Raw genomic sequence first — 19430 nt, 5'->3', positions numbered from 1 at the left:
GGGTGACAAGATGGACAGCAAGCTGAAAACAGGAGCGGCCATGGGTATCGGGATTGTTCTGGCCATGTCGCTGATCACCCAGGCCAACGGCCAGACCTGCGATCGCAATTACGATGCATCGCTGAAGCGCACGGTATCATCGACGATTTCGGCCGTGTCCGGCAACAATCCGTCGGCCCTGCTGAACCTGATCAGCCACGATGGCGTGACCATCGGCGCGGATGGTGCGTTTGTGTCGCATGCCGCCCTGTCGAGCCAGTTTGCCAATAAGACCGGCTATTACTGCGATCTGTTTTCCTGCGGCAACAAGGCCGGTCCCTTGCGCCACTTCTTCCGCAGCGGGCCGACCGACGCACAACTGGACGAACGCAACCTGCGCGCCACGGTCTTCGTCAACGCCAATACCAATGACGAGCTTCAGCTGAGCTTCAGCTACACGACCCGATGCAAGTGGGAAATCACGGGCATCGGGACGCTGTAAGGCGTTAGGCCTTGCCTGCCATATAGGCCGGCAGCCAGTGCTCGTTCGTTTCACGCAGCTTTGTAAGGCTTAAGGACAGGCCGGCATAGGTCAGGTCCGAACCCGTGGCGACGCCGATGACGGACGCCTTGACGTCGGCTTCGGCGGCCTGGGCCGTCACCAGATGCGCGGCGGCTTCATCGACGGCGATCAAGTAGCGCGCCTGGTCCTCGGCAAAGCCGAAGACGTGGTCGGCGAGGTCTGTCGGGTTCTTCAGTTCCAGGCCGACTTTCGAGGCCAGCGCCATATCGACCGCGGCCGACAGCAGGCCGCCGTCCGACAGGTCGTGGACGCCCTTGGCGACGCCGGACTTGATCAGGCGGCGCACTAGGGTGCCGTTGGCCTTTTCGTCTTCCAGATTGACCTTGGGCGGGGCGCCGTCTTCGCGGTTCAGCACTTCGCGCAGGTAGAGCGTCGAGCCCATCTCACCCTTGGTCTCACCGATCAGGATCAGCACCTGGCCGTGACGAACGGCGTTGAAGCCGACGCGCTGGTCGTAGTCCTTGAGCAGGCCGACGGCGCCGACGGTCGGCGTTGGCGGAATGGCCTGGCCGTTGGTCTCATTGTAGAGCGAGACGTTGCCCGACACGACCGGGAAGGACAGCTCGCGGCAGGCTTCGGCCATGCCGTCGATGGCGCGGACGATCTGGCCCATGATCTCGGGCTTTTCCGGATTACCGAAGTTCAGGTTGTCGGTGATGGCGATCGGCTCAGCGCCGACGGCGGTCAGGTTGCGCCAGGCTTCGGCGACGGCCTGCTTGCCGCCCTCATAGGGGTTGGCCTTGACGTAGCGCGGCGTGCAGTCCGAGGTGACGGCCAGGGCTTTCTTGGTGCCGTGGACGCGGACCATGCCGGCGTCGTGGCCGGTCGAGCTGTCCGACAGGGTGTCAGCCATGACGTGGCGGTCGTATTGTTCCCACAACCAGCGCTTCGATGCTTCGTCGGGGCAGGAGATGACCTTCAGCAGGGCGTCGTTCAGATCGTGCGCCGGGACATCGCCAGCGTTCAGTTCAGGTTCCTTCGCCGGCTCGACCCACGGACGGTCGTAGAGCGGGGCGTCGTCGGACAGCGGCGACAGCGGCAGGTCGCAGACGACCTCGCCCTTGTGCAGCAGGACGATATGGCCCGATGTATTGGTTTCGCCGATGACGGCGGCGTCGAGGCCCCACTTTTCAAAGATGCGCTGGCCGTCGGCCTCGCGACCGGGCTTGAGGATTGCCAGCATGCGCTCCTGCGATTCGGACAGCATCATCTCGTAGGCCGTCATGCCGGTTTCGCGCTGCGGCACCTTGTCGAGGTCGAGCGTAATGCCGAGCCCCCCCTTGCCGGCCATTTCGACCGACGACGAGGTGAGGCCGGCGGCGCCCATGTCCTGGATGGCGGCAACCGCGCCCGAAGCCATCAGCTCCAACGTCGCTTCGATCAAAAGCTTTTCGGCAAACGGATCGCCGACCTGGACGGTCGGGCGCTTCTCTTCGGAGTCTTCCGAGAATTCCGCCGACGACATGGTCGCGCCGTGGATGCCGTCGCGGCCGGTCTTGGAGCCGAAATAGACGACGGGCAGGCCGGGCTCGGGTGCGGCCGAATAGAAGATTTTGTCGGCATCGGCCAGGCCGACGCACATGGCGTTGACCAGTATGTTGCCGTTATAGCCGCTGTGGAAGTTGGTCTCACCGGCCACCGTCGGCACGCCGACGCAATTGCCATAGCCGCCGATGCCGGCGACAACGCCTTCGACCAGACGACGGGTCTTGGGGTGGTCTGGATCGCCGAAGCGCAGGGCGTTGAGCAGGGCCACCGGGCGCGCGCCCATGGTGAAGACGTCGCGCATGATGCCGCCGACGCCCGTCGCCGCGCCCTGATAGGGCTCGATATAGGACGGGTGGTTGTGCGACTCCATCTTGAAGATGCAGGCCTGGCCGTCGTCGATATCGATGACGCCGGCGTTTTCGCCTGGACCGCAGATGACGCGCGGGCCGGTTACCGGGAATTTGCGCAGGTGCATGCGCGAGGATTTGTACGAGCAGTGCTCCGACCACATGACACTGAAGACGCCCAGTTCGACGTCATTGGGCTCGCGGCCGAGGCGGTCGAGGACGACCTGATACTCGTCGGACTTCAGGCCATATTCGGCGGCCTTTTGGGCCATGGTTTTTTGCGCGGGGGCGGTGCTTGTGGTCATGCGCGCGCATGTAGCGGATTCAGCCTGTCGTGTCAGCCGAAAAGACGCGGCTTACGGCGTGATATCGAACTGAATGACGAGATCCTGATTTTGGCCGCCGGTTCGCGATTGCTGATAGCTCGCAACGCGCAGCAGGGGATCAGTCCCGGAGGGACTGCGCAATTGCCTGAGTTCCGGTGCCACGGCAACCAGGGCGTCGTGGAAAGCGACCGACCGTTGCAAGGCCAGGGCGGACGCAGCACGGCCTTCGGCGGTGAATGCGTCGAAGCTGGCGTTGATCTGAATATTGACGCTGTTCATGCGGGCAGCGTTGCTGCAGCCGCTCGCTGACACCGCGCCTTCTGCATAGCACGGTAATTGCGTCTTCAGGCTTCGGGCGACCTGCGCCACGGTTACCTGGCCTTCCGGTGTGAGTGTGGCGCTGTTGGCGGCAAACACGCGGTCCGCCGGCATGACCATGGTCGCATTGTCGATGCCGACCGTAGCCGGCACGCTTGAACCGCGCATGTCGTTGTCGATGGCCCCCATCAGTGACGCCCGGTCGGCAGCAGCGATCTGCGTCTGACGGTCTGCGGGGTCGGCCGCGACCGGCTTGTCGCCGGTATAGGCAAAGCACCGGCGCGTCTCGCCCGAGCCCGTATCGCCGAACAAGGTTCCCGGCAGGCAGACCACATGCGCCTGGCGGTCGATTTCGGCCCGGATCGTCTCAGGGCTCAAGGCGTTCGCCGTCTGGAGCAGGGCCGTCGTCTGGGCATCCTTGGCGGTGGTCAGCGTAGCGGTCGTCTTTTTGTACTGGAGTGCGAAGAAGCACAGCATGATGATGAAGATGAACAACACGCCGACCATCATGTCGGTCATGGCGATATAGTCGCTCTCCGGCTCGGTGGTTTCCGTGCGTTGAGCAGACACTCGGCGCAGACGCAAACTCATGACGCACGCGCCTGCAACGCCGTCTCGATGCGATTGAGCGCGCTCAGTTGCTCCAACAGGGCCTTCTCCGGCGGCAGAAAGACGACGCCAGCGTCGAGCTGTGTAAACAGCAGGCGCGCGTTCAGCTCTATGCGGCGCCGCCAGTGGCGGGCAGTAATGCGCAGCAGGATCGAGCCTGCCACCCCGGCGATCGACGTCCAGAACTTGGTGGCAGCCACTGCCAGCAGACCGAGAAGGGCGCCTTCGGCCACAGCGCCCTGGCCGATCGTGGCTGTCGCTTCACTCAGCGCGGCGACGATCCCGAGGAAGGTCACGACAAGGCCCGTGGCGACCAGGATGTTCGACCACCATTCCAGTGTCCTGGCCGGATCATCGAGATGGTCGAATGCTTCGGCGGCGTGGATCGAAGTGGCATAGCGCCCGTCGGGCTGGAGCGTCAGCAGGCTGCGGTAGTGCAGCCAGCCTTCGGTCAATTCGGGCACGTCGGTGCTTGAGAAGACGCGGTCGACTTCCGGGAACTGCGTTTCGTCGAGATGCCGCAGGTTCAGGGCCGACAATTTGTTCCAGCGGTCATTAAGCGCCGAGCGCAGGGGGCGATAGCCGATCCATCCGCTCCGGACGATCAGACCGACGGCAAAGGCGAGGAGGCCGCCCGCCAGCCACAGGGCCACGCCGGGTGCGGAAAACAGATGGACGACGAGCGACGTTATCGGGTCCTGCATACAGGGTTCCTGAATGAGCCTGGACCGCCCCCGCGACAGAGGGAGCAGTCCTGACGGCCAATTATGGAATTATTGCGGCGCGATAAGGGTTTTTCACAGGTACGAAGCGATACGCCGAACGTGTGAGCGGTTTCGGTTTAAGTATCGCGACAAAATTTAAATCGTCTCAGCTCTTGTCGTAGATGAACGGAAAGGTTGGTCGATCGTCGGCCATGCAGCTGGCATCGACATTGGGATCAGCGGTCTCCAGGAACTGCGCGACCATGGCCTTGGCGCAGTCGCTGCCCTGGATGGTGTGCATGCGGTTCCTGAACATGTAGTTCTTGCCCTTGCTGAGGCGGGTGACGACCTGTTCGGACATCTCGGCCGGACAGCCGGCATCGATGTCGGCCGACAGCATGAGCGTCGGGATAGCGCTGGTCAGGGGCTGGTTCTCGACAGCCGCGCCCTTGCCGGTCGCCCAGCCTTCGCAGGCCGGGAAGAAGCGCAGCGTGTCGCGCGACACCGCGACGGCGATTGGATCGGTGCTGTTCAGCGCGGCGGTCACGGCGGCTGGCGTTTCGAAGGAAAACTCTTCGTTGCACAGGGTTGTCAGGAACTGGCCTTCGGTATAGCCGGCGTATTCCGTCTTGAATGCAATGAGGCTGGCGTAATCGCCTTTCAGGATATCGTCGAGCAACATGGGCAGGCTGCGCGCGCCGCGGTCGCTGTAGATGGTCTCAAGCAGGAAGGCACCCATGTCGTCGGCCGTGTGCGTCTGGCCATCCTTGCTGACCGGGGTTTTCAGCCACTCGGTCATGCGCGTGTCGAGCCGGCGCTCCAGATCGGGATACTTGCCGTTGCACGTCGCATCGGCAGCGCAATAGGCCAGGACCTGACGGACCTCCTGCGACACCAGGCCGGGCAGGGGCGCGGTGGCTATGCCTTCCGGCGACCAGGTCGAGTTCAGCACGGCGGCGCGCAGGCCCTCAGGGTCGTGCTGCATGACGGCCATGGCGACGCGCGTGCCGTAGGAGCCGCCGTAGAGGTTATAGGTAGTGATGCCCAATGCCTTGCGCAGGTCGCGGATGTCCTTGACGATGACTGCGGAATTGTACTGGCTGAGGTCAACGCCTTCGGCGGCCCATTTTTTCCCGCAGTCCTGAAGCGCCTTTACGCCTGCATCGCTGGTGATGCCTGCGTCGGACAGCGGCGCGGTGCCGCAATCGAGCGACGGCGTCGACTGACCCGTACCGCGGTGGTCAAAGAAGATCCAGTCGCGGTCGGCGGTGATGACGCTGGGCGTGCGTGCCAGGCGGCGCGGCAGGCCTGCGATCACGCTGCCGCCCGGGCCACCGTGCAGGAAGATGACCGGATCGGCCTTCTTGGTGGCGGCGGTGGCGCGGATGATGACGACGGGCAGGGTGACGGTGCGGCCATTATTGGCGCCACGTCTTTCCTCAACGACCAGCTTACCGCACTCGGCGTTCTTGACGTCGGTCAATGTCGCGGGGCAGGCTTCCTTGTGGTAGCCGAGCGCCATCGTATCCGGCGCCTTGTCCTTCTGGGTACACCCCGTCACAGCCAGGGTTGCGATAACTGCCAGTCCGATACGACGCCACATAAGAAAATACTCCGGAAGTAATTCCGGAGATGCTTTCATTGTTAACGATCAAAGTCAATTCTCGGGCGGTTGGTCATTACGCATCGGCCGGCGAGAATAAAGGATGCCAAAGGCCGCAAAGGCCGGCATTACCACCAGGATCCAGGCCAGCCAGACAACGGGAAATCGCCAGCTGCCGGGTTCCTCATTCGCCGAGTTCTCCGGATCGGTGCGCGCGTACCAGATGTCGATCTTGTCCCCGATCCGTGCGTCCCCGCATGAAGCGCCGATGCCGGTATAAGGCTTCCCGTCGGCATCGTACGCGTATTTGCAGGTGTTATGATTGTGGGGGATCAGGCGAACGATGGTGCCTTCGGCTGCGACGGCTGACTGATCCAGTGCTTTCTCATCCTGCCAGCGAAGCCAGGTGGGAAGGCCAAAGACCAGAAGCCCGATGGTGAAAACTCCGGCCCCAACAAGTCCCGCAGCTTTCCACCGTTTCATCGTGTCAGGCGGTCTGCAGCGCGCTGACCAGGCTGTGGAACATCGGCGCGCCGTCGGCCGACCCCAGGGCCGGCTCGAAGGCGCGGTCCGGGTGCGGCATCATGCCCAGCACATTGCCGCCCTTATTGACGATGCCGGCGATGCCGTTCAACGATCCGTTGGGGTTTTCGACGTAGCGGAAGACGACCTGGTCGTTGTCTTCGATGGCCTTCAGCGTATCGGGATCCGCGAAGAAGTTGCCGTCGCCATTGCCCTGGGTCATCCAGACGGTCTGCCTGTTGCCATAGGCGCTGGTGAAGCGCGTATTGCGGTTCTCGATCGTCAGCTCGATCGGCTTGCAGACATATTTGAGCTGGGCGTTGCGCAGCAGGGCACCGGGCAACAGGCCGGCTTCGCACAGGATCTGGAAGCCGTTGCAGATGCCGAGGACCGATACGCCGCGTTCAGCTTCGGCCCTGACGGCCTGCATCACGGGCGACAGCGACGCCATGGCGCCGCAGCGCAGGTAGTCGCCGTAGGAAAAGCCACCCGGAACGACGATCAGGTCCAGGCCTGAAGGCAGGGCGGTTTCCTGGTGCCACACCATTTCGACCTTGCCGCCGACAGTGGTTTCCACGGCCGTCTTGCAGTCGCGGTCGCAGTTGGAACCGGGGAAGACGAGGACGGCGGCTTTTAGGGCCATTACGCCACCTCGACCTTGTAGGATTCGATGACCGTATTGGCCAGAAGCTTTTCGCACATGGCCTTCAGCTCGGCCTTGGCGGTGTCCTGGTCGGCGCCGGCCATGTCGAATTCCAGCACCTTGCCGACGCGGACGTTCGAAACGCCATCCCAGCCGAGACCGTGCAAGGCGCCTTCGACGGCCTTGCCCTGGACGTCGAGGACGCCGGGTTTCAGGAACACGTGGACTTTCGCTTTCATTACTGCATTCCGCCTTCAATGACCTTGGGCATATCGCCCATGATGCCGAGACGCTTGGCGACCTCGGTATAGCTCTCGATGACATTGCCCATGTCGCGGCGGAAGCGGTCCTTGTCCAGCTTCTCGTTCGTCTGGGCATCCCACAGGCGGCACGAATCCGGGCTGATCTCGTCGGCCAGGATGACGCGCGAGAATTCGCCTTCGAACAGGCGGCCATATTCGATCTTGAAGTCGACCAGGGTGATGCCGACGGCGGCGAACATGCCGCTGAGGAAATCGTTGACGCGCAGGGTGGTCGCCAGGATGTCGTCGATTTCCTGGGTGTTGGCCCAGTTGAACGCCGTCACATGCTCTTCGGTGACCATCGGGTCTTCGAGGGCGTCGTTCTTGTAGTAAAATTCGATGATCGAACGCGGCAGCTGCTGGCCTTCCGGCAAGCCGAAGCGCTTGGCCATCGAACCGGCGACGACGTTGCGGCAGACGACTTCCAGCGGAATGATCTCGACTTCGCGGATCAGCTGCTCGCGCAGGTTCAGACGCTTGATGAAATGGTTCTGCACGCCGATATTCGTCAGCTTGGTCATGACGAATTCGGAGATGCGGTTGTTGATCACGCCCTTGCCTTCGAGAACGGCCTTTTTCTGCGCATTGAACGCAGTGGCGTCGTCCTTGAAATACTGGACGAGCGTGCCGGGCTCAGGGCCTTCATACAGAATCTTGGCCTTGCCTTCGTAGATTTTCTTGCGGCGCGTGGTGGTCATGTGACCTGACTTCCTTGAGCGGAGGGCGACGCTTGAATTGACGATTCGCGCCGCGCTGGGGGCAGCGGGCGCAAACATAAGGCTCTCAAAGCGTTGGGGCGGGCCCGGGCCATCCGTGATTTGACCTAAAGCATCATAGGGGATGCCGTTCGCCGCCGCAAATAAACAAAAACTTTTGCCATGTAAATGACACTTCTTGTTGCGCCGGAGGCTTAGGAGAATTAAAACAGAACCCTGCCTGAAAGGTTTGCCCAAAATGTCCAGTATGAACGAGCGTATTTCCGAAGTGTCACCGGCCCCAAAGCCGGACGATGCGGCGAAAGGGTTCGAATTTCTGGCCGCTGAACGCCGTAACCGGCTGATCGGTCTCTGGGCTGGCGAGAAAATGGGCCTGAGCGGCGAATCGATCGAGAGCTATGCTCTGGCGCTCGGCAAATCGACCAATGCCTCCGAAGAAGACGTAATCCGCAAGATCGTGGGTGATCTGACGGCTTCGCGCATCGTGATCCGTGAAGCCGAGGTCCGCGTCAAGGCGGCCGAATTCCTGGCCCAGTCGCGCGAAGCGATCAAGGCAGGCTCGTAAGCGCCACCTTGGCTGGAGCGCCCGTGCCCTGGGTTTTGCCGCTGAGGGGCTGCTGATGACAGTTTTAAACGTTGCGATCCTGCTTGGCGCTCTGATGATGCCCGCGACGGCAGTGAGCGGCGCGTCCGTGCGCGTCAACAAGGATGACGTCAGTAACCACGAAGATATGAAGCTTCGGCAGTCACATCCGCACCTCTATCTGTTTGATGAGGGCGATTATGATGGCGACGGCGTCAAGGACAGTGCCGCTTTTATCAAGACGTCGAATGCGCACGCAGAAGCAATCGTGACCCTGGGTGGCGCCGGACGGGTTTATCAGCTGGAGGCAGGGCTCGACTTGCGGACGCAGATGCCGCGCATGGGGCTCATGACTGCCGGGCCTGCAACATTTCAAACGGCCTGCGGCAAGGGAAGCGGTGACGATAGCGCGCCGTGCGAACCGTCGATAACAACCACACGTGACACGGTTCTGGTTGTTGTCTTTGAGGCAGGCGCCATCCTCTATGCGTGGGACGGCAAGGGTTTCAAAGAGACGATTATTTCGGATTAGGCAAAGCGCCCGACAATGGAAAACCTGGGACTGCCGGCGTAGGCCGCGATTGAAGCGATCGAGCGCGGCTGGTCGCCGGCATAGAGCGACAGGTCGTTGAGGCGAGGAGATATACCGCCTTCGATATCGCCCGATGGGGAGTGAAATAAGACCTGACCGCCCCAGTCGGCGCGCCAGTCGCGGCTGAAATTCCATTCGAAACACAGGCGCGCGGCCAAGTCGGTGTGCTGAGTGAAGAAGTCGCCAGGACGGTAACAGACGGCGGACAACTCGGTCAGGGTCAGGTCGGACAGACCGGTCAGATCGCCACAGAACTGCGCGAATTGCGACGATTTTAACAAGCTGGCGAAACGCGTTAGCGGAAAGTCTTCATCTGACTTGTCAAGCAGGTTCACGCCCAGACGCAGCCACGACAGACCCGATTGCGCACGCTCGGCGGCGTCCTGAAGCCTCTGCTGGATTTCCGATTCGGGCAAGGCATTGAGCTCGCGCCGGTTGATGATTTCTGGCCGGCCTTCCTTCGACACCAGTTGCAGTTCCCACGGCGTTTCCTGCTCGAGCGCGTGGTGGATGGCGTCGGCGTCCGTCGCGGACACAGCGCCTTCGAGGCGGACGCGCCCCTTGTTGGTAAAGCGGCTGACATAGCCGGCTATGTCGAAGGCGTCGGAGAGGAGGGTAATGGGCATGGTTCACTCGCGTGGCGTACCCCTCCACCGCTATGCGGTCCCCCTCCCCATGACATGGGGAGGAGAAGGGGAGAAATCTCCTCCCTATCGAAGATGGGGAGGTGGCGAGCTTGTCTCGCCGGAGGGGTAGTACTCAGCCAAACACGCGCTGGAAGATCGTGTCGACGTGCTTGGTGTGATAATCAATGTTGAAAAATGGTTCCAGCTCGGCGCGCGTGAAGAATTTCGACACGTCTTCGTCAGCGGCCAGGAAGTCGAGGAAGTTGCCTTCGCCGCGCCACACCTTCATGGCGTTGCGCTGGACCGCCGAATAGCTGTCTTCGCGCGACATCCCCTTTTGCGTCAGAGCCAGCAGGACGCGTTGCGAGTGCACCAGGCCGCCCAGGCGGTCGAGGTTCTTCTGCATGTTTTCCGGATAGACCAGCAGGTTCTCGATGACATTGGCCAGGCGGCGCAGGGCGAAATCCAGATGCACGCAGGCGTCCGGCGCGATGCCACGTTCGACCGAGCTGTGCGAAATATCGCGCTCGTGCCACAGGGCGACGTTCTCCATCGCCGGCACGACAGCCGAACGCACGAGGCGCGCCAGGCCGGTCAGGTTCTCGGTCAGGACCGGGTTGCGCTTGTGCGGCATGGCCGACGAGCCCTTCTGGCCGGCCGAGAAGAACTCCTCGACTTCCAGGACTTCGGTGCGTTGCAGGTGGCGGATTTCGACAGCCAGGCGTTCGATCGACGAGGCGACGATGCCCAGCGCCGCAAAGAAAGCGGCGTGGCGGTCGCGAGGGATGACCTGGGTCGAGACGGGCTCGATGCTGAGGCCCATCTTGTCGGCGACATAGACTTCGACTTCGGGGGAGACATTGGCAAAGGTACCGACGGCGCCCGAAATGGCGCAGGTCGAGATCTCTTCGCGCGCGACTTCCAGACGCTTACGGGCGCGGACGAACTCAGCGTAATAGCCGGCCAGCTTCAGGCCAAAGGTCACCGGCTCGGCGTGGATGCCATGGCTGCGGCCAACCGTGGGGGTGAACTTGTGCTCTTCGGCGCGGCGCTTCAGGCCCTTCAGGACCAGATCGACGCCTTCGATCAAGAGGTCGGCCGAGCGCTGGAGCTGGACGGCGAAGCAGGTGTCGAGCACGTCCGACGACGTCATGCCCTGGTGCAGGAAGCGGGCTTCCGGGCCGACGATTTCCGAGACGTGGGTCAGGAAGGCGATGACGTCGTGCTTTACGGTGCGTTCGATCTCGTCGATGCGGTCGGAATCGAACGCCGCGTCCTTGCCCTTGGCCCACAGGGTTTCGGCAGCGTCGGTCGGGATGACGCCGAGTTCGGCCATCTTGGTCGCGGCGTGTGCCTCGATCTCGAACCAGATCTTGTATTTGGTGTCCGCGTCCCAGATGGCGGCGGCTTCCTTGCGGGCGTAACGGGAGATCATGATCGGGGACCTTGAAGCGGGGAAAACGAAAGTTGGCGCTTGATTGGGAATGTGGGGGTGGAAGTCAAGCAGGAAAACGCGTTTAATTTACCCGTCTCAAGCGAGAGGGGTTGGCGTTGCGGTTTAAAAAGCGTTAAAATTTGACCATTGTGTTTAGTCATACTGGGGTTGCTGCTGTGTCCACGTCCTTGCTGCGTCACGAATTGAAATCGGGGGCGGCCTTGCTGGTCGTTGTTGCGCTGGCAGGTTTTGGTATCTCCGCCGATGCCTTCGCAAAACCCGCCAAGCCGGTCGTCAGCGAGACCTTCAAGAAGGACTCCAGGAACGCCGCCAAACAGACTGGCAAGGTTTTCGCGACCGGTACCAGCACGGCGGCGCCCGTTGACGCGCGCGATAATCCGCTGCCTGCGGTAAAGCGCGATATCGACGGCAAGATCATTGCCTGCGACGAAAAGGATGCCGCCTGGCGGGAACTGCCCGAAGACGTCCGCCGCGCCGCCAAGCCGGGTGAGTGCTATGCCCGCCTGCTGCTGGGGCCACATAGCGAAATCTATAATGAGCGGGTGCTGGTCACGCCCGAACGCGTTGAGAAGCGCACCCTGCCGGCCGAAGTCCGTATGGTCCAGAAGGACGTGCTGGTTAAGCCCGAGCGAATTGAGAAGCGCGTCATTCCGGCCGTCGTCACGACGCGCGTGGAAACCGAGGTCGTCCGCGAAGCTGGCTTCCGCGAGGAAGTGATTCCCGCCCGCTACGAAGTCCGCGTCGAGCAGGTCATGGTGTCGCCGGCCCGTCAGGAGTGGGTGAAGACGGTGGGCGAGCCTCTGGATGCGCCGCTGGTTACGCCGGGCGATCACCGGCCGGTGCGTTACCGCGAAGACGGTTACCTGGCGTGGCCAGGCAAGGAGCCGGTGCGCGTCGAAGCCGATCGCGAAGGCCGCCGCTATCTCGAAAGCGGCAATCCGCCGGAAGTGTGGTGCCTGAAGGACATTCCGGCCGAATATCGCGCGGAAAAGCGCAAGGTCATGGTCGAGCCCGAGCGCGTCCGCCGCATTGAGGTGCCGGCCATCACGCGTCAGGTCACGCGCCAGGTCGTCGAGCGTCCGGAGCGCGTCGAGGAGTACACCGTCCCGGCGCTCTATGAGAAGCGCACGGTCAAGGAAGTTGTCGCCGAGGAACAGGTCAAGACCTACACGGTTCCCGCGGTCTACAAGGACGTCGAGAAGACCCGCATCACTGGTCGCGCCGAAGGCGTCTGGCGCCAGGTCCTGTGCGACCGAAATGCGTCGCCCAAGCTGATCATGATGGTCCAGCGCGCCCTGGCCGCCAAGGGCTACAATCCCGGTGGCGTCGATGGCAATCTGGGACCGGCGACGGTCGCCGCCATGCAGAAGTTCCAGGCCGACAATGACTTGCCGCAGGGCCAGGTCTCGATCGAGGCCGTGCAGGCGCTCGGCATCGATCCGGTGACGCGCAACTGACATATTCGTGCTGCCGAGCGTATAGGGTTTCGTGATCCTGTAACGGAGGCATGACATGTACGGACTGATCGGAAGCTTCAAGGCGCATCCGGGTAAACGCGATGAATTGATCGCGCTGATGACGGGCAGTGTTGGCGATATGCCGGGCTGCAAGAGCTATGTCGTGGCGAAGGATCCGCAGGACCCGGATACCGTCTGGGTCACCGAGGTCTGGGATACGGCTGAAAGCCATAAGGCCTCTCTGGCCATGGTCGCGGTGGCCGAGACGATCAAGTCGGCAATGCCCTTGATCGCGAGCTTTGGGCAGCATACGGTCACGGAACCCATCGGCGGCTACGGGTTGTAATGCCCGGGCCGTTGTCTTTCCCGAAGACCACGCAAGAGGCTCTCAATGATCCGGCATATCGTTCCGTTCCGCCTGAAACACGCCAGCGGCTCGCCCGAGGAGGCGGATTTTCTCAAGGCGCTGGCGAAGCTGGCAGATATTCCAGGCGTGCTGAACCTCCAGGTCATGCCGCAGATCAGCCGCAAGAACGAGTTTACGCACGGCGTCTCGATGGAGTTTGCTTCGAACGACACCTATCAGGCTTATAATGACCACCCCGATCACGTCGCTTTCGTGCAGGGCCGGTGGTTGCCGGAAGTTGTGGCTTTTACGGAAATCGACTTCGTCTACTGAGGCGAGACCTTACATCACGCCCAACTGCTGGAGGCTGGTAACGCCTTCGCGGCCGACGATCAGGTGGTCGTGGATAGTGATCTTCAGCGGCTGGCCAGCCTTGACGATCAGCCGCGTCATCTCGATATCGCCCTGGCTGGGCTGAGGATCACCCGACGGGTGGTTGTGGACCAGTATGATATTGCTGGCCGACAGCTCCAGCGCCCGGCGCATGATTTCGCGCGGATAGGCCGGAGCATGGTCGACCGTGCCAACCCCCATGACCTCATCAGCGATCAACTGGTTCTTCTTGTCGAGAAACAGGACGCGGAACTGTTCGCGCGGTTCGTGGGCCAGCGTTACCCGGAGATAGGACACCAGCGCGGACCATGAGGCGATGACGGTCGTGCGTCTCAAAGGCTCGGCGACCAGGCGCCGGGTCGCTTCGAACATCAAGGCTAAGTCAAGCGCGATATCCGGCGTGACCTTGAGCGCGCGGCCCTTGCCGTCGAGCGCCGAGACCTGAAGCATGTCTTCAAGCGGCGCCGACAAGGCCGCGGACAGCGAGCCAAAGCGCGCAAGCAGGGCCTTGGCCAGCGGCTTGACGTCGCGCTGGGGGATCGAGCGAAACAGGAAGAGTTCGAGCAGTTCGTATTCCGGAAGCGCTGACACGCCGCCTTTACGCGCCCGGTCACGCAGCCGCTGACGATGCCCGCCGTGATCGGGCAGGGTGGGTGCGCTGTCTTCGGCCAAGGTTATCTCCCCCATGCCTCGGGAACCTAACCTGAGCCTGCGCGGAAAGCCAGCGCTTCCTCAGGGTTGTGATTTTCTCAGGGGCGGAAGCGGTCGGTCTGCGAGGCGGTAAAGATCTCGACGCCCGTATCCGTGACGCCGACGCTGTGTTCGCACTGCGCCGTCAGGCTCTTGTCGCGGGTCACAGCGGTCCAGCCGTCGCTGAGCACCTTCACATCGGGCTTGCCGAGATTGATCATCGGTTCGATCGTGAAGAACATGCCCTTTTCCAGGCGTGGGCCTGTGCCGGCTTTGCCGAAATGCAAGACATTAGGGTTGTCGTGGAAGACGCGGCCCAGGCCGTGGCCGCAGAACTCACGCACGACCGAGCAGCGCTGGGCCTCGGCGTATTTCTGGATGGCATGGGCGATGTCACCGAAGGTGTTGCCGGGTTTGACCTGTTCCAGGCCGAGGCGCAGCGATTCGTAGGTGATGTCGACGAGGCGCTTGGCCTTGGGAGCGACCTGGCCGACGTCGTACATGCGCGACGTGTCGCCGTGCCAGCCATCGATAATGGCGGTGACGTCGATATTGACGATGTCGCCATCGCGCAGCGTCTTTTCCGAAGGAATGCCGTGGCAGACGATGTGGTTCGGCGAGATACAGACCGTGTGCTGATAACCGCGGTAGTACAGGCAGGCGGGCAGGGCGCCATGGTCGTAAATGTATTCCCGCGCCAGGTCGTCGAGATGCGAGGTGCGCACGCCCGGCACGACGTGGGGGATCAGCATGTCGAGACAGCCGGCAGCGATGCGGCCGGCCTTGCGCATGCCCTCGAAGTCCTCGTGCGTATGGATGCGGATGGATTCGGCGCGGACCAGGTAATCGGAATCTGTGTTCATGTGTGACAATATAGCCCTACCGCCTCGCGGGCGCTAGAGGCGGGCGCAAGTTTGCCGCCAGACTTACCCACGTGGAATTGCCAGGCACGCTCTGGCAGGCCTGGGGCCAAGCGCCTAATTAGCATCTGTCCCGTGAGTCGTGTATGACAGGGCAGGAGTTCGGAATGTCCAACGCGCGTATTCTGGTTTTCGGCAATGAAAAGGGCGGGGCCGGCAAGTCCACCGTCGCCATGCACGTGGCCGTTCATCTGCTGCATCAGGGCCGGCGCGTCGCCTTTATCGACCTCGACCTGCGGCAACGTTCGCTGGCGCGGTTTTTCTCGAATCGCCTGCAATGGTCGGCGGCTAATGAAAAGGCCCTGCCACACGCCGTCGAGCCTTTTCTCGCCGATAAACCGGCAAAGTTGCTGGAGGCGCCCGAGGCGGACGCCAGGCGCGCTTTTGACCGCGCGCTCAATGAAGCCTTGGACGCCGACTTCATCCTGATCGACACGCCGGGCGGCGATCACGTCCTGTCGCGCCGGGCTCACGCGGCTGCGCACCTGATCATTACGCCGATGAATGACAGCTTTATCGACTTCGACCTGCTGGGGGAGATCGATCCGGTGACGCTCGATATCCGCAGGCCGTCGATCTATGCTGAAACCGTGTGGAATTCACGCAAGCAACGCGCGTCCTGGGATGGCAAGTCGATCGACTGGATCGTGCTGCGCAACCGTCTGGCCGCCACCGAGGCGCGTAACCGGCGGCGCGTCGACGAAAAGGTCCACGCTCTGGGCCGTCGTGTTGGTTTCAGCGTCCTTTCGGGCCTGCGCGACCGCGTTATATACCGCGAGCTGTTTCCATTCGGCCTGACGGTCGCCGATCTGTCGGCTGATGTGAAGCCGGTGGCGCTGACGATGAGCCATGTCGCCGCGCGTCAGGAGCTTTTGGCCCTGATGCAGTCGCTTGGCCTTGAAAATGCGACGACCGAGGCCGTGGCGTGATCTGGCTGGTTGGGGCAATCACCGTATTCCTGTTGCTGGCCTGGCTGGGGCGTGAGGTACGGCTGGGCAAGTTGAAGTCCGGACCATGGTTCCAACAGTTCCGGGCGGTGCGCGGAGTCATCGGCTTTGTACTTATGACGCTGGCGATTACACAGTTGGCGCGCGGCGCCTGGGCCGTCGGTCTCGCGCTGGCGGTCGTATCGCTGATGGTTTCCAGCTCGGTGCGCTTCGCCACGCCATTCCGGCCAGCCCAGCCGCAGTCCGCCAGCAGCTTCACGCCGGAAGAGGTGCGCGCCTATCAGACGCTCGATCTGCCCGTTGGCGCCGATCGCCGGGCGGTCAAGGAGGCGTGGAAACGACTGATGAAGTCTGCGCACCCGGATCAAGGCGGCGATGTCAAACGCGCCAGCGCATTGAATGCCGCGCGAGACCTGCTGCTGCGCCGGCGCTAGAGCATGATGCGTTTAGGTCGAACCGCCATCATGCTCTAGGTTTTTGTTTTGTCGCGATATTTAGCCAAAAACCGCTGCACACTTTTTGGCATATCGCTCCAGCTTGACATAACGGCGTCTTGCGCGTGTTCTGTCGCGGTTGGGAGGCATCGATCATGATCCGCAAGCTTATCCTTGTATCTGTAATTGCCCTGTCTGTGCCTGTGGTCGTCTGGGCGCAACCCGCGCCCTTGCCTGAAGCCATGAGTGGCTGGGCGGCCTATGCGCCGTTCGAGCCGATGGTCGGCAAGACCTGGCGGGGCCAGGGAACAAAGGATGCCAAGACGGAGGATATCCAGCGCTGGGAATGGGCGATTGGCGGGCACGCCATACGCATCGTGCACTCGGTGAATAACGGCGCCTATGCCGGCGAGTCGCTGATCTTCCGCGACAAGGATAGCGGCGACTATATCTTCCATTATTTTACGACCGGTGGGTTTCACACGACCGGTACGATCCGTCCGACCGGGCCTGCAGCCTACGAGATGGAGGAGGCAGTCCATGGCGTCAAAGGCCTTGCCGCGCTGCGATCAACAGGCGTCCTGGGCGCGGACGGCATTTACCGGACCCGGGGGAAGAGGGAGAAGGACGGCCAATGGGTCGAAGCTGGGGGCTTTGACTATCGCGAAGACGCGACGGCGAAGGTGGTTATGCAGGCGCCTTAAGTTACGGGGTGTGGGGGCCGTGCCTCCACAAACCTTGTTGATACCAAAGAAAAAGCCCGGCCTTTTGGGGCCAGGCTTTTTCTTTGGTATCAGCAAGACTTGGGACCGCAGGTCCCAAACCCCATAAGTTTTACGCGTTGGGCTTGATCACCATGCAGTCGAGCCTCTTGGCGCTCATGCTCTTGCACGCCTTTTCCGCCTGTTCCTTGGTCAGGTCGGCGAAGCGAGTGCGATACCAGCCATTTTCGTTCTTCGACACCTGCGACGTGCCGTCGGCCAGGGCGTCGTCAAAGCGCATCTGGACGCTCTTGACCCAGTCTGACGCCATCGACTTGTCCTTGAAGGCGCCGACCTGAACGGCCCACTGCGCCTTGGCGTTTTTCTTGGCCTTCTTACCCTTGGCCGTTTTGCTGTCGTCTTCGTCGTCGGCAGCCGCCAGCTTCGTCTTGGCATCGGCCTTCTTCTTCTCAGCGGCAGACATTGCCTTGTCAGCCGTTTTGCTGGTCGAAGTTTTGTCGGCAAGCGCTTTGCGGTTGGCCTCGATGGCCGCCGCCTTGTTGGCTTCCGACTTGTTGACGGCCTTCACCGGCTTCGGCGCGTCTTCGGTGGCGTGCGCCACCTGCGGGATCGGCTCATAAGCAGGGGCGGCGACAGCGGCCTTCAGCGCCAGATAGGGCTGCGGACCGGCGGCATCCGAGGTGTTGTCCTGGGTCAGGGCCTGGACCACATCCGGCGCCTTGACCATGGCGCTGACGCGCTGGACGTCGATATCCGTGGCATTGGCTTCTTCGCTGTCCTCGAGTGCTTCACGCAACTGCGAATCGGTCAAAGGACTCTTGTTGCTGGCCAGCAGGGTGTAGGGGGTCGGGCCATCCGTTGTCTTGGCTTCGGGTTCCGGCGCGCGGCGGGTGAACTCGGCCTGGGCGACGGTGATGACCTCGCCGCGGTCGCGACGTTCCATGACGTCGAAGCCGACCGACATCAGGTCGGAGACGTGCTCACGGCGCTGCACCTTGTTGGAGCCGCCCAGCATGACACTGATCAGGCGGTGATTGCCCTTCACCTGAGAGGCAACGAGATTATAGCCGGCGGCGTTGGTGAAGCCCGTCTTGAGGCCGTCCACGCCGGGCAGCCCCTTCAGCGGGTTGTGGTTGACGTAGGTCCGGCCACGATACTGCATGCTCTCGACATTGAAGTAGCTGTAGTATTGCGGATAGTCGCGCATCACGGCGCGGGCCAGGATCGCCATGTCGCGCGCCGACGACAGCTGACGGGCGTCCGGCAGGCCATTGGCGTTGACGAAGCGGGTATTGCTCATGCCCAGCGACTGGGCGCGAATGGTCATCAGGGCGGCGAAGCGCTCTTCGGTGCCGCCGATCTTTTCGGCCAGGGCGACGGCGAGGTCGTTGGCGGAATAGAGCGCCGTCAGGCGCATGGCGGTGTCGACGTCGATGGTGTCGCCGGGCTTGAGATACACCTTGACCGGCGCCTGCGAGGCGGCCTTCTGGCTGATGGTGATCGTGTCGGTCGGCTTCAGCTTGCCCTGGGCCAGGGCATCGAACGCCATGTACAGGGTCATGATCTTGGTCAGCGACGCCGGGTAGCGCACGGAATCGGCGCGGTTGGCGTAAAGCACTTCGCCCGACTGTGCGTCGACGACGATGGCGGCGTATTTGCTGTTGGTTGGAATGTCCTGCGCCTGGACGGCTGCGGGGACGGCGGTCAATGCAGCAGCGGCCGCCAGAAAGGTCATCAGACCGTTACGGACGCCAAATACTGCCTGGCGCGTAGATGCACCAAGACCGGTTTGCTCCCCCTGCCCGATATCGCCTGCCTGCCGGATTTTACCCATCAAAGCTGTCCTCAAACTCATACAAAAAACCTGCCCGTTCTGGACGTGGGAAAGGCGTTTGTTGCGTCTTTCCGGTTACCTTACACCCAGAATGTCGGCGGGTCATTAAGCAACCCTTAAACCCCATAAAGAACATATAAAGGTGACCGCAATGCGTCCACTCACACTTTGCCCAGGTTCCTGACACGAAAAGGTCATTGACCCTTGAGCTAGCGCTAACACAGACAATCACTATGCGCGCCGTTGCGATAAGAATCTCCCATATGGGGCGAATATTGCCTTCACGATAA

At 62.1% G+C, this 19430-nt stretch carries 22 protein-coding genes; 9 read left to right on the top strand and 13 right to left on the bottom strand.

Features of this window, described 5'->3' with window-relative positions:
• The first annotated feature begins 40 nt into the window (after positions 1 to 40).
• Positions 41 to 481: a hypothetical protein gene (locus AC1DON_RS18760; RefSeq protein ID WP_476936340.1), complete on the top strand. Its 441-nt coding sequence runs from the start codon at positions 41 to 43 to the stop codon at positions 479 to 481.
• Positions 482 to 485: 4 nt separating this feature from the next.
• Here the strand turns inward: AC1DON_RS18760 and purL are convergent, their stop codons facing one another.
• The 8 genes from purL to purC form a co-directional block, all read right to left on the bottom strand.
• Positions 486 to 2702 (bottom strand): phosphoribosylformylglycinamidine synthase subunit PurL, encoded by a 2217-nt coding sequence (purL, locus tag AC1DON_RS18755; RefSeq protein ID WP_476936339.1) that lies wholly within the window; start codon positions 2700 to 2702, stop codon positions 486 to 488.
• 51 nt (positions 2703 to 2753) lie between these two features.
• The gene (locus tag AC1DON_RS18750; protein WP_476936338.1) at positions 2754 to 3632 is read right to left on the bottom strand and encodes a hypothetical protein; all 879 of its coding nucleotides are present in this window, start codon (positions 3630 to 3632) and stop codon (positions 2754 to 2756) included.
• On the bottom strand, positions 3629 to 4354 hold the full coding sequence (locus AC1DON_RS18745; protein ID WP_476936337.1) for a hypothetical protein: 726 nt from the start codon (positions 4352 to 4354) through the stop codon (positions 3629 to 3631). The genes AC1DON_RS18750 and AC1DON_RS18745 overlap by 4 nt, the downstream gene beginning before the upstream one ends.
• Before the next feature lie 166 nt (positions 4355 to 4520).
• On the bottom strand, positions 4521 to 5957 hold the full coding sequence (locus tag AC1DON_RS18740; protein ID WP_476936336.1) for an alpha/beta fold hydrolase: 1437 nt from the start codon (positions 5955 to 5957) through the stop codon (positions 4521 to 4523).
• Positions 5958 to 6011: 54 nt separating this feature from the next.
• The gene (locus tag AC1DON_RS18735) at positions 6012 to 6440 is read right to left on the bottom strand and encodes a DUF3592 domain-containing protein (RefSeq protein WP_476936335.1); all 429 of its coding nucleotides are present in this window, start codon (positions 6438 to 6440) and stop codon (positions 6012 to 6014) included.
• A 4-nt stretch (positions 6441 to 6444) separates the two neighbouring features.
• Positions 6445 to 7122: a phosphoribosylformylglycinamidine synthase subunit PurQ gene (gene purQ, locus AC1DON_RS18730; RefSeq protein WP_476936334.1), complete on the bottom strand. Its 678-nt coding sequence runs from the start codon at positions 7120 to 7122 to the stop codon at positions 6445 to 6447.
• Positions 7122 to 7361, bottom strand: coding sequence for a phosphoribosylformylglycinamidine synthase subunit PurS (gene purS, locus AC1DON_RS18725; RefSeq protein WP_476936333.1), 240 nt, complete (start codon positions 7359 to 7361; stop codon positions 7122 to 7124). Before purS ends, purQ begins: the two co-directional genes overlap by 1 nt.
• Positions 7361 to 8122: a phosphoribosylaminoimidazolesuccinocarboxamide synthase gene (gene purC / locus AC1DON_RS18720; protein WP_476936332.1), complete on the bottom strand. Its 762-nt coding sequence runs from the start codon at positions 8120 to 8122 to the stop codon at positions 7361 to 7363. Before purC ends, purS begins: the two co-directional genes overlap by 1 nt.
• 256 nt (positions 8123 to 8378) lie before the next feature.
• On the opposite strand from purC, the gene AC1DON_RS18715 reads away from it, so the two are divergent.
• The gene (locus AC1DON_RS18715) at positions 8379 to 8705 is read left to right on the top strand and encodes an ATPase inhibitor subunit zeta (protein WP_476936331.1); all 327 of its coding nucleotides are present in this window, start codon (positions 8379 to 8381) and stop codon (positions 8703 to 8705) included.
• A 55-nt stretch (positions 8706 to 8760) separates the two neighbouring features.
• Positions 8761 to 9255: a hypothetical protein gene (locus tag AC1DON_RS18710; RefSeq protein WP_476936330.1), complete on the top strand. Its 495-nt coding sequence runs from the start codon at positions 8761 to 8763 to the stop codon at positions 9253 to 9255.
• Here the strand turns inward: AC1DON_RS18710 and AC1DON_RS18705 are convergent.
• The gene (locus AC1DON_RS18705; RefSeq protein WP_476936329.1) at positions 9252 to 9941 is read right to left on the bottom strand and encodes a 2OG-Fe(II) oxygenase family protein; all 690 of its coding nucleotides are present in this window, start codon (positions 9939 to 9941) and stop codon (positions 9252 to 9254) included. The genes AC1DON_RS18710 and AC1DON_RS18705 overlap by 4 nt on opposite strands.
• Before the next feature lie 133 nt (positions 9942 to 10074).
• A complete protein-coding gene (gene purB, locus AC1DON_RS18700) occupies positions 10075 to 11376 on the bottom strand; it encodes an adenylosuccinate lyase (RefSeq protein ID WP_476936328.1) in 1302 nt (433 codons plus the stop codon).
• A 176-nt stretch (positions 11377 to 11552) separates the two neighbouring features.
• On the opposite strand from purB, the gene AC1DON_RS18695 reads away from it, so the two are divergent.
• Genes AC1DON_RS18695 through AC1DON_RS18685 form a run of 3 tightly spaced genes read left to right on the top strand, consistent with a single transcriptional unit; the run spans position 11553 to position 13533 of the window.
• Positions 11553 to 12854 carry a peptidoglycan-binding domain-containing protein gene (locus AC1DON_RS18695; protein WP_476936327.1) on the top strand — a complete coding sequence of 434 codons (1302 nt, stop codon included), beginning with the start codon at positions 11553 to 11555 and terminating at the stop codon, positions 12852 to 12854.
• Between the two features lie 55 nt (positions 12855 to 12909).
• Positions 12910 to 13200, top strand: coding sequence for a putative quinol monooxygenase (locus AC1DON_RS18690; protein WP_476936326.1), 291 nt, complete (start codon positions 12910 to 12912; stop codon positions 13198 to 13200).
• 45 nt (positions 13201 to 13245) lie between these two features.
• Positions 13246 to 13533: a Dabb family protein gene (locus AC1DON_RS18685; protein ID WP_476936325.1), complete on the top strand. Its 288-nt coding sequence runs from the start codon at positions 13246 to 13248 to the stop codon at positions 13531 to 13533.
• Between the two features lie 9 nt (positions 13534 to 13542).
• On the opposite strand, the gene radC is transcribed toward AC1DON_RS18685, so the two are convergent.
• A complete protein-coding gene (gene radC / locus AC1DON_RS18680; RefSeq protein ID WP_476936324.1) occupies positions 13543 to 14280 on the bottom strand; it encodes a RadC family protein in 738 nt (245 codons plus the stop codon).
• Positions 14281 to 14342: 62 nt separating this feature from the next.
• A complete protein-coding gene (gene map / locus AC1DON_RS18675; protein WP_476936323.1) occupies positions 14343 to 15146 on the bottom strand; it encodes a type I methionyl aminopeptidase in 804 nt (267 codons plus the stop codon).
• A gap of 164 nt (positions 15147 to 15310) precedes the next feature.
• Between map and AC1DON_RS18670 the strand changes: the two genes are divergently transcribed.
• The 3 genes from AC1DON_RS18670 (at position 15311) to AC1DON_RS18660 (ending at position 17288) form a co-directional block, all read left to right on the top strand.
• Positions 15311 to 16132 (top strand): division plane positioning ATPase MipZ, encoded by an 822-nt coding sequence (locus AC1DON_RS18670; protein WP_476936322.1) that lies wholly within the window; start codon positions 15311 to 15313, stop codon positions 16130 to 16132.
• The gene (locus AC1DON_RS18665) at positions 16129 to 16584 is read left to right on the top strand and encodes a J domain-containing protein (RefSeq protein WP_476936321.1); all 456 of its coding nucleotides are present in this window, start codon (positions 16129 to 16131) and stop codon (positions 16582 to 16584) included. The genes AC1DON_RS18670 and AC1DON_RS18665 overlap by 4 nt, the downstream gene beginning before the upstream one ends.
• Positions 16585 to 16739: 155 nt before the next feature.
• A complete protein-coding gene (locus AC1DON_RS18660; RefSeq protein ID WP_476936320.1) occupies positions 16740 to 17288 on the top strand; it encodes a hypothetical protein in 549 nt (182 codons plus the stop codon).
• Between the two features lie 130 nt (positions 17289 to 17418).
• Here the strand turns inward: AC1DON_RS18660 and AC1DON_RS18655 are convergent, their stop codons facing one another.
• A complete protein-coding gene (locus tag AC1DON_RS18655) occupies positions 17419 to 19140 on the bottom strand; it encodes a serine hydrolase (protein ID WP_476936319.1) in 1722 nt (573 codons plus the stop codon).
• Between the last annotated feature and the right edge of the window lie 290 nt (positions 19141 to 19430).

This window comes from Asticcacaulis sp. P4_H10 (assembly GCF_056400965.1).
The sequence above is the reverse complement of the archived record's forward strand: the minus strand, read 5'-3'. Positions and strand labels throughout refer to the sequence as shown.